General features: G+C 61.6%; 11 protein-coding genes and 1 riboswitch. Of the genes, 10 read left to right on the top strand and 1 reads right to left on the bottom strand.

Annotation, left to right across the window (positions count from 1 at the left end):
• Positions 1-78 precede the first annotated feature (78 nt).
• The 7 genes from ACSPX5_RS16405 (at position 79) to astE (ending at position 7942) form a co-directional block, all read left to right on the top strand.
• Positions 79-1299, top strand: coding sequence for an aspartate aminotransferase family protein (locus tag ACSPX5_RS16405; RefSeq protein ID WP_323160644.1), 1221 nt, complete (start codon positions 79-81; stop codon positions 1297-1299).
• A gap of 223 nt (positions 1300-1522) precedes the next feature.
• Positions 1523-2542, top strand: coding sequence for an arginine/ornithine succinyltransferase subunit alpha (aruF, locus tag ACSPX5_RS16400; protein ID WP_064598807.1), 1020 nt, complete (start codon positions 1523-1525; stop codon positions 2540-2542).
• A 51-nt stretch (positions 2543-2593) separates the two neighbouring features.
• Complete coding sequence (astA, locus tag ACSPX5_RS16395) at positions 2594-3622, top strand: arginine N-succinyltransferase (protein WP_169431536.1); 1029 nt, start codon at positions 2594-2596, stop codon at positions 3620-3622.
• Positions 3619-5085: a succinylglutamate-semialdehyde dehydrogenase gene (astD, locus tag ACSPX5_RS16390; RefSeq protein WP_439819906.1), complete on the top strand. Its 1467-nt coding sequence runs from the start codon at positions 3619-3621 to the stop codon at positions 5083-5085. The genes astA and astD overlap by 4 nt, the downstream gene beginning before the upstream one ends.
• Before the next feature lie 137 nt (positions 5086-5222).
• Positions 5223-6569, top strand: a complete 1347-nt coding sequence (gene astB, locus ACSPX5_RS16385; protein ID WP_439819905.1) for an N-succinylarginine dihydrolase — start codon at positions 5223-5225, stop codon at positions 6567-6569.
• Between the two features lie 59 nt (positions 6570-6628).
• Complete coding sequence (locus ACSPX5_RS16380; protein WP_011335531.1) at positions 6629-6919, top strand: hypothetical protein; 291 nt, start codon at positions 6629-6631, stop codon at positions 6917-6919.
• Between the two features lie 12 nt (positions 6920-6931).
• A complete protein-coding gene (gene astE / locus ACSPX5_RS16375; RefSeq protein WP_169431533.1) occupies positions 6932-7942 on the top strand; it encodes a succinylglutamate desuccinylase in 1011 nt (336 codons plus the stop codon).
• 160 nt (positions 7943-8102) lie between these two features.
• Here the strand turns inward: astE and ACSPX5_RS16370 are convergent, their stop codons facing one another.
• A complete protein-coding gene (locus ACSPX5_RS16370; RefSeq protein ID WP_169431532.1) occupies positions 8103-8612 on the bottom strand; it encodes a 6,7-dimethyl-8-ribityllumazine synthase in 510 nt (169 codons plus the stop codon).
• Between the two features lie 102 nt (positions 8613-8714).
• A riboswitch (FMN riboswitch) is annotated at positions 8715-8886 on the bottom strand.
• Between the two features lie 197 nt (positions 8887-9083).
• Here ACSPX5_RS16370 and ltaE point away from each other — a divergent pair.
• From ltaE to ACSPX5_RS16355, 3 genes are all read left to right on the top strand, one after another.
• Positions 9084-10088 (top strand): low-specificity L-threonine aldolase, encoded by a 1005-nt coding sequence (ltaE, locus tag ACSPX5_RS16365; protein ID WP_439819904.1) that lies wholly within the window; start codon positions 9084-9086, stop codon positions 10086-10088.
• A gap of 146 nt (positions 10089-10234) precedes the next feature.
• Positions 10235-12859, top strand: coding sequence for an alanine--tRNA ligase (gene alaS / locus ACSPX5_RS16360; RefSeq protein WP_039772080.1), 2625 nt, complete (start codon positions 10235-10237; stop codon positions 12857-12859).
• 90 nt (positions 12860-12949) lie between these two features.
• Entirely contained in the window at positions 12950-14191 is a 1242-nt protein-coding gene (locus tag ACSPX5_RS16355; RefSeq protein WP_169431529.1) for an aspartate kinase, read from the top strand.
• Positions 14192-14265: the final 74 nt, after the last annotated feature.

The raw sequence follows: 14265 nt of genomic DNA, 5'->3' as shown, positions 1-14265 counted from the left end.
GGCCGGGCTGAAAACTGTCCTTACAATCCCCCCATCGCTCGCCAGTTTCAGGCGGGTGGCCCTCATCAGGAGACTCCGATGTCCGTTGAGCACGCTGCGGTACAACGCGCCGATTTCGACCAGGTTATGGTTCCCAACTACGCGCCTGCCGCTTTCATTCCGGTGCGTGGCGCCGGTTCCCGCGTCTGGGATCAGGCCGGCCGCGAGCTGATCGACTTCGCCGGCGGCATCGCCGTCAACGTACTGGGCCATGCGCACCCGGCGCTGGTCGGTGCCTTGACCGAGCAAGCGAACAAGCTGTGGCACGTGTCCAACGTGTTCACCAACGAGCCGGCCCTGCGCCTGGCGCACAAGCTGATCGACGCCACCTTTGCCGAGCGCGTGTTCTTCTGCAACTCCGGCGCCGAAGCCAACGAGGCCGCTTTCAAGCTGGCCCGTCGCGTCGCTTTCGATCGCTTCGGCACCGAGAAGTACGAAATCATCGCCGCGCTCAACAGCTTCCACGGCCGCACCCTGTTCACCGTGAACGTCGGTGGCCAGTCGAAGTACTCCGACGGTTTCGGTCCGAAAATCACCGGCATCACCCACGTACCGTACAACGATCTGGCGGCGCTGAAAGCCGCTGTTTCCGACAAGACCTGCGCGGTCGTTCTGGAACCTATCCAGGGTGAGGGCGGCGTGCTGCCGGCCGAGCTGGCTTACCTGCAAGGCGCCCGTGAACTGTGCGACGCGAACAACGCGCTGCTGGTGTTCGACGAAGTGCAGACTGGCATGGGCCGTACCGGCAACCTGTTCGCCTACCAGCATTTCGGTGTGGTTCCGGACATCCTGACCAGCGCCAAGAGCCTGGGTGGCGGTTTCCCGATCGCCGCGATGCTGACCACCGAAGCACTGGCCAAGCATCTGGTCGTTGGCACTCACGGCACCACTTACGGCGGCAACCCGCTGGCGTGCGCCGTGGCTGAAGCGGTGATCGACGTGATCAACACCCCTGAGGTGCTGAACGGCGTCCATGCCAAGCACGACAAGTTCAAGACCCGCCTGCAACAGATCGGCGAGAAGTACGGCCTGTTCACCCAGGTGCGTGGTCTCGGTCTGCTGATCGGTTGCGTGCTGAGCGACGCCTGGAAAGGCAAGGCCAAGGACATCTTCAACGCCGCTGAACAAGAAGGCCTGATGATTCTGCAGGCCGGCCCGGACGTGATCCGTTTCGCCCCGAGCCTGGTGGTTGAAGACGCGGACATCGACGCCGGTCTGGACCGCTTTGAGCGTGCTGCCGCGAAACTAACGCAAGCCTGATAGACCCTTCGGCGCCTGACTTGATCAGGCGCCGAACCCAATTTTGATGCCGGGCAAAATCAAATGTGGGAGCGGGCTTGCTCGCGAAAGCGGTGGGTCAGACAGCGAAAATGTTGACTGACAATCCGCTTTCGCGAGCAGGCCCGCTCCCACACTGATCTCTGTGTATGCAGTAGCTGCCCGGTTATTTTTCTGTGAATGAATAAGAGAAAGGAGTGACACCATGCTGGTGATGCGCCCCGCGCAAATGGCTGATCTGGGCGAGGTACAGCGTCTGGCTGCGGACAGCCCGATTGGTGTCACTTCCTTGCCGGATGACGTTGAACGCCTGAGCGACAAGATCGCCGCGAGCGAAGCCTCGTTTGCCGCCGAAGTGAGCTTCAACGGCGAGGAGAGTTACTTCTTCGTCCTGGAAGACACCGCCACCGGCAAACTGGTGGGTTGCTCGGCGATCGTTGCGTCGGCCGGTTATTCCGAGCCGTTCTACAGCTTTCGCAACGAGACCTTCGTGCATGCTTCCCGCGAACTGAAGATCCACAACAAGATCCACGTGCTCTCGCAATGCCACGACCTGACCGGCAATAGCTTGCTGACCAGTTTCTACGTGCAGCGCGAGCTGGTGGGTTCGCCTTGGGCCGAACTCAACTCCCGTGGCCGTCTGCTGTTCGTCGCCAGCCACCCGGAGCGGTTTGCCGATTCGGTGGTGACCGAGATCGTCGGTTACAGCGATGAAAACGGTGACTCGCCATTCTGGGACGCCATCGGTCGCAACTTCTTCGACCTGAACTACGCCGAGGCCGAGCGTCTGTGTGGCCTGAAAAGCCGTACGTTCCTCGCCGAACTGATGCCGCATTACCCGATCTACGTGCCGCTGCTGCCGGATTCCGCCCAGGAAGCGATGGGCCAGGTACACCCGCGTGCGCAGATCACCTTCGACATCCTGATGCGCGAAGGCTTCGAGACCGATCACTACATCGACATTTTCGACGGTGGCCCGACCCTGCATGCGCGCGTTTCGGGGATCCGCTCGATCGCCCAGAGCCGTGTGGTACCGGTGAAGCTCGGCGAGCCGGTCAAAGGTGCCGGTCGCCAGTATCTGGTGGCCAATGCCCAGTTGCAGGATTACCGCGCGGTATTGCTTGAGCTGGATTACGCGCCGGGAAAACCGGTGACCCTGGATCTGGAAGCGGCCGAAGCCCTGGGCGTCGGTGAAGGTGCCAGCGTGCGCCTGGTGGCGGTTTAACGCCTTAGCGAGTTTCACGGGTGGCCACGGCGGCCCGTTTGAGGAGATAGCATGATTGTTCGTCCCGTACGCAGCAGCGATTTGTCCGCTCTGATCGACCTGGCCCGCAGCACCGGCACCGGCCTGACCACCTTGCCGGCCAACGAAGAGCGCCTGACCCACCGGGTCGGCTGGGCCGAGAAGACCTTTCGCGGTGAAGCCGGCCGTGGCGACGCGGACTACCTGTTCGTGCTCGAAGATGACAACGGTCGCGTGGTGGGGATTTCCGCCATCGCCGGCGCCGTCGGTCTGCGCGAGCCGTGGTACAACTTCCGCGTCGGCCTGACCGTCAGCGCCTCGCAGGAACTGAACATCTATCGCGAGATTCCGACGCTGTTCCTGGCCAACGACCTGACCGGCAACTCCGAGCTGTGCTCGCTGTTCCTGCACGCCGACTACCGCACCGGCCTCAATGGCCGCATGCTGTCCAAGGCGCGGATGCTGTTCATCGCCGAATTCCCGGAGCTGTTCGGCAACAAGATCATTGCCGAGATGCGCGGCGTATCCGATGAAGCCGGTCGTTCGCCGTTCTGGGAAAGCCTGGGCCGTCACTTCTTCAAGATGGAATTCAGCCAGGCCGATTACCTGACGGGTGTGGGCAACAAGGCATTCATTGCCGAACTGATGCCGAAATTTCCGCTGTACACCTGCTTCCTGTCGCCGGACGCGCGCAACGTCATCGGCCAGGTGCACCCGGACACTGAGCCTGCGCTGGCGATGCTCAAGAGCGAAGGCTTCAGTTATCAGGGTTACGTCGACATCTTCGACGCCGGCCCAGCCATCGAGTGCGAGACCAGCAAGATCCGCGCGGTGCGTGACAGCGAAGCGCTGGTGCTGGCCATCGGCACCCCGGGCGACGACGCCACGCCGTTCATCATCCATAACCGCAAACGCGAAGACTGCCGCATCACGGCTGCGCCGGCCCGACTGGCCGCCGGTACGCTGGTGGTCGATCCGCTGACCGCCAAACGTCTTCAACTCAACGCTGGCGATCAGGTTCGCGCCGTGGCGTTGTCCGCTGCCCGGGAGTCCAAACAATGAATTCGCTATACATCGCAGGTGAGTGGCTGGCCGGTCAGGGCGAGGCCTTTCAATCGCTGAACCCGGTGACCCAGCAAGTGCTGTGGTCGGGGGAGGGTGCCACTGCCGCTCAGCTCGAGTCGGCCGTGCAGGCTGCGCGTCAGGCGTTCCCGAGCTGGGCCCGTCGTACCCTGGAAGATCGCATCAGCGTGCTCGAAGCGTTCGCTGCGGCGCTGAAAAAACACGCCGACGAACTGGCCCGCACCATCGGTGAGGAAACCGGCAAACCGCTGTGGGAAGCCGCGACCGAAGTCACCAGCATGGTCAACAAGATCGCGATTTCGGTACAGAGCTACCGCGAACGTACTGGCGAGAAGAGCGGCCCGCTGGGCGACGCCACCGCCGTGTTGCGCCACAAGCCCCACGGTGTGGTGGCGGTATTCGGCCCTTACAACTTCCCCGGCCATTTGCCGAACGGTCATATCGTGCCGGCGCTGCTGGCCGGTAACAGCGTGCTGTTCAAGCCAAGCGAACTGACCCCGAAAGTCGCCGAGCTGACGGTCAAGTGCTGGATCGAAGCCGGTCTGCCGGCCGGCGTTCTGAACCTGCTGCAAGGCGCCCGTGAAACCGGGATCGCGCTGGCGGCGAATCCGGGCATCGACGGTCTGTTCTTCACCGGTTCGAGCCGCACCGGTAATCACCTGCACCAGCAGTTCGCCGGGCGTCCGGACAAGATCCTCGCGCTGGAAATGGGCGGCAACAACCCGCTGGTGGTCGATCAGGTCGCGGACCTCGACGCTGCGGTGTACACGATCATTCAATCGGCATTCATTTCCGCCGGTCAGCGTTGCACCTGCGCCCGTCGTCTGCTGGTGCCGCAAGGCGCGTGGGGCGACAGCCTGCTCAAGCGTCTGGTGGAAGTCAGCTCGACCATCGAGGTTGGCGCGTTCGATCAGCAGCCGGCGCCGTTCATGGGTTCGGTGATTTCCCTCGGCGCGGCAAAAGCCTTGATGGATGCCCAGGCACATTTGCTGGCCAACGGCGCAGTGTCGCTGCTGGCAATGACTCAACCGCAGGTGCAGTCGGCGCTGCTGACTCCGGGCATCGTGGATGTGACGGCGGTTGCCGATCGTTCCGACGAAGAACTGTTCGGTCCGTTGCTGCAAGTGATCCGCTACACCGATTTCGCGGCGGCGATTGCCGAAGCCAACGACACCGCGTTTGGCCTGGCCGCCGGTCTGCTGTCGGATTCCGAAGAGCGCTACCAGCAGTTCTGGCTGGAAAGCCGTGCCGGGATCGTCAACTGGAACAAGCAACTGACGGGGGCTGCGAGCAGCGCGCCGTTCGGCGGTGTCGGCGCCTCGGGCAACCACCGCGCCAGCGCCTATTACGCGGCGGATTACTGCGCGTACCCGGTGGCCTCGCTGGAAACCCCGAGCCTGGTGTTGCCGGCCGCTCTGACCCCAGGCGTGAAGATGGCGTGATGCCCATCGCTGGCAAGCCAGCTCCCACAAGGGCGATGAGATCCCTGTGGGAGCTGGCTTGCCAGCGATGGCCGCGCCGCAGTTTCAAAGAATAGTTACTGAAGCCTATAACAACAGATTCTCGTGGAGCCTCGCTGATGAAATCCTATGAAGTCAATTTTGACGGTCTAGTGGGGCCGACCCATAACTACGGTGGTCTGTCCTACGGCAACGTTGCGTCCCAGAGCAACAGCCAGCAGTCTTCGAACCCGAAGGAAGCGGCGCTGCAAGGCCTGGCGAAAATGAAAGCGCTGATGGAAATGGGCTTTCAGCAGGGCGTTCTCGCTCCACAGGAACGTCCGGACGTGGCTGCTCTGCGCCGTCTGGGTTTCAGCGGCACCGACGCTCAGGTGATCGAGCGCGCTGCGAAAGAAGCGATGCCGCTGCTGGTCGCCAGTTGCTCGGCGTCGAGCATGTGGGTGGCCAACGCCGCCACGGTCAGCCCGAGTGCCGACACCGCTGACGGTCGCGTGCACTTCACCGCTGCCAACCTGAACTGCAAATACCACCGCAGCATCGAGCACCCGACCACCAGTCGCGTGCTGGGCGCGATGTTCGCCAATCAGCAGCACTTCGCTCACCACGCCGCGTTGCCGGCGGTGGCGCAGTTCGGTGATGAGGGCGCCGCGAACCACACGCGTTTCTGCCGTGAGTACGGCGAGGCTGGCGTCGAGTTCTTCGTGTTCGGTCGCAGTGCGTTCGACACCCGTTACCCGGCGCCGCAGAAATACCCGGCGCGCCAGACCCTCGAAGCGTCGCAAGCGGTCGCCCGTCTGCACGGTCTGCGTGAAGACGGCGTGGTCTACGCGCAGCAGAATCCGGCGGTGATCGATCAGGGCGTGTTCCACAACGACGTGATTGCGGTGGGCAACGGCGAGGTGCTGTTCTATCACGAGGACGCGTTCCTCGACACCGATCAGATGCTGGCCGAACTGCAAGCCAAACTGGCCAAGGTCGGCGGCAAGTTCCAGTCGGTCTGCGTGCCGCGTTCGGCGGTCACCGTGGACGACGCAGTGCGTTCCTACCTGTTCAACAGCCAGCTGCTGTCGCGTCCTGACGGTTCGATGCTGTTGATCGTGCCGGAAGAGTGTCGTGGTAACGATCGCGTGTGGAACTACCTGCAAGGCCTGACCGGTTCCGGCGGCGTGATCCGTGAAGTGAAAGTCTTCGATCTCAAGCAAAGCATGCAGAACGGCGGTGGCCCGGCGTGCCTGCGTCTGCGCGTCGCGCTCAACGAAACCGAGCTGGCGGCCGTCAACCCAGGGGTTATCATGACCGCCCCGTTGTACGGTTCGTTGACCGCGTGGGTTGAAAAGCACTACCGCGACCGTCTGAGCGAAAGCGACCTGGCGGATCCGCAATTGCTGCTTGAATGCCGGACGGCACTGGATGAACTGACGCAAATCCTTAAACTGGGCGCGGTTTATCCATTCCAGATCAATTGATGACCGATGCGCCGCTTCGGCGCGGCGCACGGTTCCATCTCCCCAAGAGAGCGTAAAACATGAGCGATTCCCTGCAGCTGATCCTTGAAGACACCGACGGCACGCAACTGCAAACCTCCTGCACCCGCGTCGCGGTCATGTGGCAAGGCAAAGAGCTGTGGATTCAGCAGGATGGCCGCGGCCAGTTGCTGATCGGCGTGGACGTCGAAGAGGGCGACGAAGAGTACGCCAACCTGCTGTTGCGCCCATTGGCGACTAATCTGGTAAGTCTGCAACTGGAGATGGAACCGGCTGACCTCGGCGACGATGACGGCCATGTGCACGGCCCGGATTGCAACCACGACCACTAAGGAAACCGCTCTATGCTCGCCCTCGGCAAACTGCTTGAACTGACCCTCGCCGGCCGCGAACCGGCGGAGAAGACTCAACTGACTGTCGAAGGCGTGCGCATGCGCTGGTTGAGCGAGGGGGCGCTGGAAGTCCGGCCACCCGAAGCGCGCGACAATGGCCTGGACCTGCTGCTGTCGGCAGGCATCCACGGCAACGAAACGGCACCGATCGAATTGCTCGACCGGTTGCTGCATGACATCGCCCGCGGCGACTTGAAGCCGCGTGCACGCATTCTGTTCCTGTTCGGCAACCCGGAAGCGATTCGCAAGGGCGAGCGTTTCGTCGAGCAGGACGTCAATCGGCTGTTCAACGGCCGTCACGAACAAAGCAGCGGCTCCGAAGCCCTGCGTGCCTGTGAGCTGGAACGTCTGGCCGCGAGTTTCTTCAGCGTGCCGGATCGTCAGCGTCTGCACTACGACCTGCACACCGCGATTCGCGGTTCGAAGATTGAACAGTTCGCCTTGTATCCGTGGAAGGAAGGTCGCCAGCATTCGCGTCTTGAACTGGCCCGTCTGCGCGCCGCCGGCATGGAAGCGGTGCTGTTGCAGAACAAACCGTCGATCGTCTTCAGCTCCTACACCTACGACAAGCTGGGGGCCGAGTCCTTCACTCTGGAACTGGGCAAGGCGCGGCCATTCGGGCAGAACGCCGGGGTCAACGTGTCACTGCTGGAAACCCGCCTCAAGCAGATCATCGAAGGCACCGAGCCGGAGATGGCCGAGCAGGGCCTGGACGGTCTGCAGTTGTTCAGTGTGGCGCGGGAAATCATCAAGCACAGCGACTCGTTCCGCCTGAACCTGCCGGCGGACATCGAAAACTTCTCGGAACTGGATGTGGGTTATGTGCTGGCCGAAGACCTGGCCAATACCCGCTGGATCATCGAAGAGCAGGGCGCGCGGATTATCTTCCCCAACCCCAAGGTCAAGAACGGCCTGCGGGCGGGCATTCTGATCGTGCCGACCACTGACGAAAATCTTGCCTGACTCTATTTTCGGTTCGACATAAACCACTGTGGGAGCGGGCTTGCTCGCGAATGCGGTGTGTCAGTGAAACATCTATTACTGACACACCGCATTCGCGAGCAAGCCCGCTCCCACATTTGGATTTGAGTGAGGCTGAGACCTCACTCAGTTCCGGATCGGTTTACACCGCAACTGCACGCGGCTCCGTGCGGCGCAATGCACGCACTTTCTGCAACGTATCGGCGCAGGTCTTCGCCGCTTCCTGACCCTTGTGCACGAAGTGCTCGAAGAAGAACTTCTGGTGTTCTTCGCCGGCATGGAAGTGGTGCGGGGTCAGGGACACCGAGAACACCGGCACTTCTGTTTCCAGCTGAACCTGCATCAGGCCGCTGACCACCGACTGGGCGACGAATTCGTGACGGTAGATCCCGCCATCCACCACCAGGGCGGCCGCGACGATACCGGCATAACGGCCGGTCTTGGCCAGCAGCTTGGCGTGCAGAGGCATTTCGAAGGCGCCGCCGACTTCGAAGAAGTCGATGTCCGATTCCTGATAGCCCTGAGCGATCATTTCGGCGAGGAAGCCTTTACGGCTCTGGTCGACAATTTCCTTGTGCCAGCAGGCCTGAATGAACGCGACGCGCTCGCCGTGGCTGTGTTTGCTTTTGCTGTCGATAGCGGTGGGTTGCATGTTCTGACTCCTGTTTGTGTGAAAAACAGGGCGTTATGAATCGAAAGGGATTCAAGGGTACGCACGCTCGCGCAAACACGGCGGACGGCCCTTTGGCGTCAATCCCGTTCTCTCTTCATCCGGACTGTGACCGTCGGCCCCGGAATCACACCGGGTCTGCTGACCTTGCCGCCGCTCACGGCTTTTGCCGTGCCCGTCACCAAGCGCTCGCGGGCTATGCGCATTGCGCGCAATTACCGCCGGTGGGGAATTGCACCCCGCCCTGAGAACGTTTCGCCGCCCTTTATCGGGCGGCGCAGCGTTTTTAACACAGATTGCCGGGCTGTGCATTGCGCCTTTGTGATGATTGCCATCGGATTTTTCGAAGCACGAAAACGACTTTTCCTTGCCCGAGGGTTGATTAATCTGCGCCATGCCCGCAGTAATTCGTCTTCGTAAAGGGATTTCCCCTGCTGACCAGAGGCCAGGTTCATGAGCGTTATCGATCTTCGCAGCGACACCGTCACTCAACCGACTCCCGCCATGCTCGACGCAATGACCCGCGCCGACACCGGCGATGATGTGTATGGCGAAGATCCGACGGTCAATCGTCTGGAGGCCGAACTGGCAAAACGGCTGGGTTTTGCTGCCGCGCTGTTCGTCCCCACCGGCACCATGAGCAACCTGCTGGGCTTGATGGCGCACTGCGAACGCGGTGACGAATACATCGTCGGTCAACAGGCGCACACCTATAAGTACGAGGGCGGTGGCGCAGCGGTGCTCGGTTCGATTCAGCCACAGCCGGTGGAAGTGCAGGCCGATGGCTCGCTGGACCTGGATCAGGTGGCAGCCGCGATCAAGCCTGACGATTTCCACTTCGCCCGCACCCGCCTGCTGGCGCTGGAAAACACCATGCAAGGCAAAGTGCTGCCGCTGGACTATCTGGCCCGGGCCCGCCGGTTTACTCAGGACAATGGCCTGCAGCTGCATCTGGACGGCGCGCGGCTGTACAACGCGGCGGTCAAGCTCGGGGTCGATGCCCGGGAAATCACCCAATATTTCGATTCGGTCTCGGTGTGCCTGTCCAAAGGTCTCGGCGCGCCGGTCGGCTCGGTGCTGTGCGGTTCGTCGGCGTTGATTGCAAAGGCCCGGCGCCTGCGCAAAATGGTCGGTGGCGGCATGCGACAGGCCGGATTGCTGGCGGCGGCGGGGCTGTATGCGCTGGATCACAACGTCGAGCGTCTGGCGGATGACCATGCCAACGCGCAGTTTCTTGCCGAAGGCCTGCGCGAGGCCGGTTTCAGTGTCGAGCCGGTGCAGACCAACATGGTTTACGTGCAGATGGGCGACCGTGCCGAGGTAATCAAGGCATTTGCCGCCGAACGCGGGATCAAGTTGAGCGCTGCCGCCCGGTTGCGGATGGTCACGCACATGGACGTCAATCGCTCGCAAATCGAGCAAGTGGTCGCGACATTCGTCGAGTTTTCGCGCAAGTGACAGCGTTAGCGGCCCAATTGACCGTTTCTATCGTATAAACACGCTGTACCCCGCGCGCAGGGCCGATATAATGCGGCCCTTTGCCGTCGTTTCGTCTGTTGACGTTTCGTACAGGCCTTTGGCCGCAGCCTCCGTGGAAGAACCTAATGAAAAGCGCAGAAATCCGTGAAGCCTTCCTTCGCTTCTTCGAAGAGCAAGGCCACACCCGTGTAGCCTCCAGCTCTTTGATTCCGGGCAACGACCCAACCCTGCTGTTCACCAACGCGGGGATGAACCAGTTCAAGGACTGCTTCCTGGGCCAGGAAAAGCGCGCCTACACCCGCGCCGTCTCCAGCCAGAAATGCGTGCGCGCCGGCGGCAAGCACAACGACCTGGAAAACGTCGGTTATACCGCCCGTCACCACACCTTCTTCGAAATGCTGGGCAACTTCAGCTTCGGCGATTACTTCAAGCGTGATGCCATCACCTACGCCTGGAACTTCCTGACCTCCGAGAAGTGGCTGAACCTGCCAAAGGAAAAACTGTGGGTCACCGTCTACGCCAGCGATGACGAGGCCTACGACATCTGGACCAAGGAAGTCGGTGTGCCGGCCGAGCGCATGGTGCGCATCGGCGACAACAAGGGCGCGCCTTACGCGTCCGACAACTTCTGGACCATGGGCGATACCGGTCCGTGCGGTCCTTGCACCGAGATCTTCTACGATCACGGCGCCGACATCTGGGGTGGCCCACCGGGCTCGCCGGAAGAAGACGGCGACCGTTACATCGAAATCTGGAACAACGTGTTCATGCAGTTCAACCGCACCGCCGATGGCGTGTTGCATCCGCTGCCAGCCCCGTCGGTGGACACCGGCATGGGTCTTGAGCGGATCAGTGCCGTGCTGCAGCACGTTCATTCGAACTATGAAATCGATCTGTTCCAGAGCCTGCTGGCCGCTTCGGCCAAGGCCATCGGTTGCAGCAACGACAATCAGGCGTCCCTGAAAGTCGTGGCTGACCACATCCGTTCCTGCGGCTTCCTGATTGCCGACGGCGTGCTGCCGTCCAACGAAGGCCGCGGTTATGTGCTGCGCCGGATCATTCGCCGCGCTTGCCGTCACGGCAACAAGCTGGGCGCCAAGGGCAGCTTCTTCTACCAGATCGTTGCCGCTCTCGTGGCCGAGATGGGCGAAGCCTTCCCTGAGCTGAAATCCCAGCAGGCGCACATCGAGCGCGTACTGAAAGCCGAAGAAGAGCAATTCGCCAAGACCCTGGAGCAGGGCCTGAAAATCCTCGAGCAGGATCTGGCCGAGCTCAAGGGCGACGTAGTCCCGGGCGACGTGGTGTTCAAACTCTACGACACCTACGGTTTCCCGATGGACCTGACCGCGGACATCGCCCGCGAGCGCAGCCTGACCATCGACGAAGCTGGGTTCGAGCGTGAGATGGAAGCCCAGCGCGTCCGTGCACGTTCCGCCAGCTCGTTCGGTCTGGACTACAACAGCCTGGTCAAGGTAGACGTCGACACCGAGTTCACCGGTTATCACGCCACCAGCGGTTCGGCGAAAGTCGTTGCTCTCTATAAAGATGGCCAGTCCGTGGACGTCTTGAGTGAAGGGCAGGAAGGCGTTGTGGTTCTGAACCAGACCCCGTTCTACGCCGAATCCGGCGGCCAGGTCGGCGATTGCGGTTACCTGCAGGCCGGCAACAGCCGTTTCGACGTGCGCGACACCACCAAGACCGGCGGCGCGTTCCTGCACCACGGTGTATTGGCGTCGGGCAGCCTGATCGTTGGCGCGCCAGTAGAAACTCACGTCGAAGCCGACGTGCGTCACGCCACTTCGCTGAACCACTCGGCCACTCACTTGCTGCACGCTGCATTGCGCAAAGTGCTGGGCGATCACGTTCAACAGAAAGGCTCGCTGGTCGACAGTCAGCGCCTGCGTTTCGACTTCAGCCACTTTGAAGCGATCAAGCCTGAGCAGATCAAGGCGCTGGAAGACATCGTCAACGCCGAGATCCGCAAGAACTCGGCGGTGGAAACCGAAGAAACCGACATCGAAACCGCCAAGCAGAAAGGCGCGATGGCGCTGTTCGGCGAGAAGTACGGCGACAACGTGCGCGTGCTGAGCATGGGCGGTGATTTCTCCGTCGAGCTGTGCGGCGGTATCCACGCCAACCGTACCGGCGACATCGGCCTGCTGAAAATCATCAGCGAAGGCGGTGTGGCATCGGGCGTGCGTCGTATCGAAGCAGTCACCGGCGCTGCGGCGCTGGCTTACTTGAACGCTGCTGAAGAACAACTCAAGGAAGCGGCCAGCCTGGTCAAGGGCAGCCGCGACAACCTGATCGACAAGCTGTCGGCTGTGCTGGAGCGCAATCGTGCGCTTGAAAAGCAGCTCGAGCAGTTGCAGGCCAAGGCTGCCGCCGCTGCGGGCGACGATCTGTCGGCTTCGGCTGTGGACGTCAAGGGCGTGAAGGTGCTGGCCGTGCGTCTGGATGGTCAGGACGGCAAGGCGCTGCTGGCGCTGGTCGATCAGCTGAAAAACAAACTCGGCCGCGCAGTGATCCTGCTCGGCAGTGTCCATGAGGAAAAGGTCGTACTGGTTGCAGGCGTGACCAAGGACCTGACTGGCCAACTCAAAGCCGGTGATTTGATGAAGCAGGCTGCTGCGGCAGTGGGCGGGAAGGGCGGTGGTCGTCCGGACATGGCGCAGGGCGGCGGTGTCGACGCCGGCGCACTGGATGGCGCACTGGCGCTGACCGTTCCATTCGTCGAGCAGGGTTTATAAGACGGCCCGTCGGGTCCGCAGTCTAGTGGCGGGCCCGGCGGCTGTTCGAGTGATTATTGGGCGCCCTTCATGGGCAGAGGCGGCTTTGAAATGGCTTTGATCGTACAGAAATTTGGAGGCACCTCGGTCGGCACTGTCGAGAGAATCGAGCAGGTCGCCGACAAGGTTAAGAAATTCCGCGATGCCGGCGATGACCTGGTGGTTGTGCTGTCTGCAATGAGCGGCGAGACCAACCGTCTGATCGATCTGGCCAAGCAAATCAGTGGTGACGATCAACCGGTTCCGCGCGAGCTGGACGTGATCGTTTCCACCGGTGAGCAGGTGACGATCGCCCTGTTGGCCATGGCGCTGATCAAGCGCGGTGTGCCGGCGGTGTCGTACACCGGCAATCAGGTGCGGATCCTGACGGACAGTGCGCACAATAAAGCGCGTATCTTGCAGATTGATGACCAGAAGATTCGTGGTGACCTGAAAGCCGGTCGCGTGGTTGTGGTCGCCGGTTTCCAGGGCGTCGACGAGCACGGCAACATCACGACCCTGGGGCGTGGCGGTTCCGACACTACTGGCGTAGCGCTGGCCGCTGCGTTGAAGGCTGACGAATGCCAGATCTACACCGACGTCGATGGTGTCTACACCACTGACCCGCGTGTGGTGTCGGTCGCTCAGCGTCTGGACAAGATCACCTTCGAAGAGATGCTGGAAATGGCCAGTCTCGGCTCCAAGGTGCTGCAGATCCGCGCCGTGGAGTTCGCCGGCAAGTACAACGTTCCGCTGCGCGTACTGCACAGCTTCAAGGAGGGTCCGGGCACCCTCATTACTATTGATGAAGAGGAAACCATGGAACAGCCGATCATTTCCGGCATCGCTTTCAACCGCGATGAAGCCAAGCTGACCATCCGTGGCGTGCCAGACACCCCGGGCGTGGCGTTCAAGATTCTCGGCCCGATCAGTGCCGCGAACATCGAAGTCGACATGATCGTGCAGAACGTCGCGCACGATAACACCACCGACTTCACCTTCACCGTGCACCGCAACGACTACCAGTCCGCGCAGACCGTGCTGGAAAACACCGCTCGCGAGATCGGTGCCCGTGAAGTCGTCGGCGACACCAAGATCGCCAAAGTCTCGATCGTCGGCGTCGGCATGCGCTCTCACGCAGGCGTGGCCAGCCGTATGTTCGAATCCCTGGCGAAAGAAAGCATCAACATCCAGATGATCTCGACTTCGGAAATCAAGGTTTCCGTAGTGATCGAGGAGAAATACCTGGAACTGGCCGTGCGCGCCCTGCACACGGCTTTCGAACTGGATGCTCCGGCCCGTCAGGGCGAGTAATCCTGGTCAATGAAGGGCGCGGTCTGACCGCGCCCTTTATTTTTTGAATGGCGCGAGCCCCTGAACTGTTCTTT

The organism is Pseudomonas sp. HLG18 (assembly GCF_051903985.1).
Classification (GTDB): domain Bacteria; phylum Pseudomonadota; class Gammaproteobacteria; order Pseudomonadales; family Pseudomonadaceae; genus Aquipseudomonas; species Aquipseudomonas fluorescens_BT.
The sequence above is the reverse complement of the archived record's forward strand: the minus strand, read 5'-3'. Positions and strand labels throughout refer to the sequence as shown.

Excerpts from the sequence above, each read along its gene's own strand:
- astE (WP_169431533.1), top strand. The coding sequence starts at position 6,932 with ATGCTCGCCCTCGGCAAACTGCTTGAACTGACCCTCGCCGGCCGCGAA.
- alaS (WP_039772080.1), top strand. The coding sequence starts at position 10,235 with ATGAAAAGCGCAGAAATCCGTGAAGCCTTCCTTCGCTTCTTCGAAGAG.
- ACSPX5_RS16355 (WP_169431529.1), top strand. The coding sequence starts at position 12,950 with ATGGCTTTGATCGTACAGAAATTTGGAGGCACCTCGGTCGGCACTGTC.
- ACSPX5_RS16370 (WP_169431532.1), bottom strand. The coding sequence starts at position 8,612 with ATGCAACCCACCGCTATCGACAGCAAAAGCAAACACAGCCACGGCGAG.
- astA (WP_169431536.1), top strand. The coding sequence starts at position 2,594 with ATGATTGTTCGTCCCGTACGCAGCAGCGATTTGTCCGCTCTGATCGAC.
- aruF (WP_064598807.1), top strand. The coding sequence starts at position 1,523 with ATGCTGGTGATGCGCCCCGCGCAAATGGCTGATCTGGGCGAGGTACAG.
- astD (WP_439819906.1), top strand. The coding sequence starts at position 3,619 with ATGAATTCGCTATACATCGCAGGTGAGTGGCTGGCCGGTCAGGGCGAG.
- ACSPX5_RS16380 (WP_011335531.1), top strand. The coding sequence starts at position 6,629 with ATGAGCGATTCCCTGCAGCTGATCCTTGAAGACACCGACGGCACGCAA.
- ltaE (WP_439819904.1), top strand. The coding sequence starts at position 9,084 with ATGAGCGTTATCGATCTTCGCAGCGACACCGTCACTCAACCGACTCCC.
- astB (WP_439819905.1), top strand. The coding sequence starts at position 5,223 with ATGAAATCCTATGAAGTCAATTTTGACGGTCTAGTGGGGCCGACCCAT.
- ACSPX5_RS16405 (WP_323160644.1), top strand. The coding sequence starts at position 79 with ATGTCCGTTGAGCACGCTGCGGTACAACGCGCCGATTTCGACCAGGTT.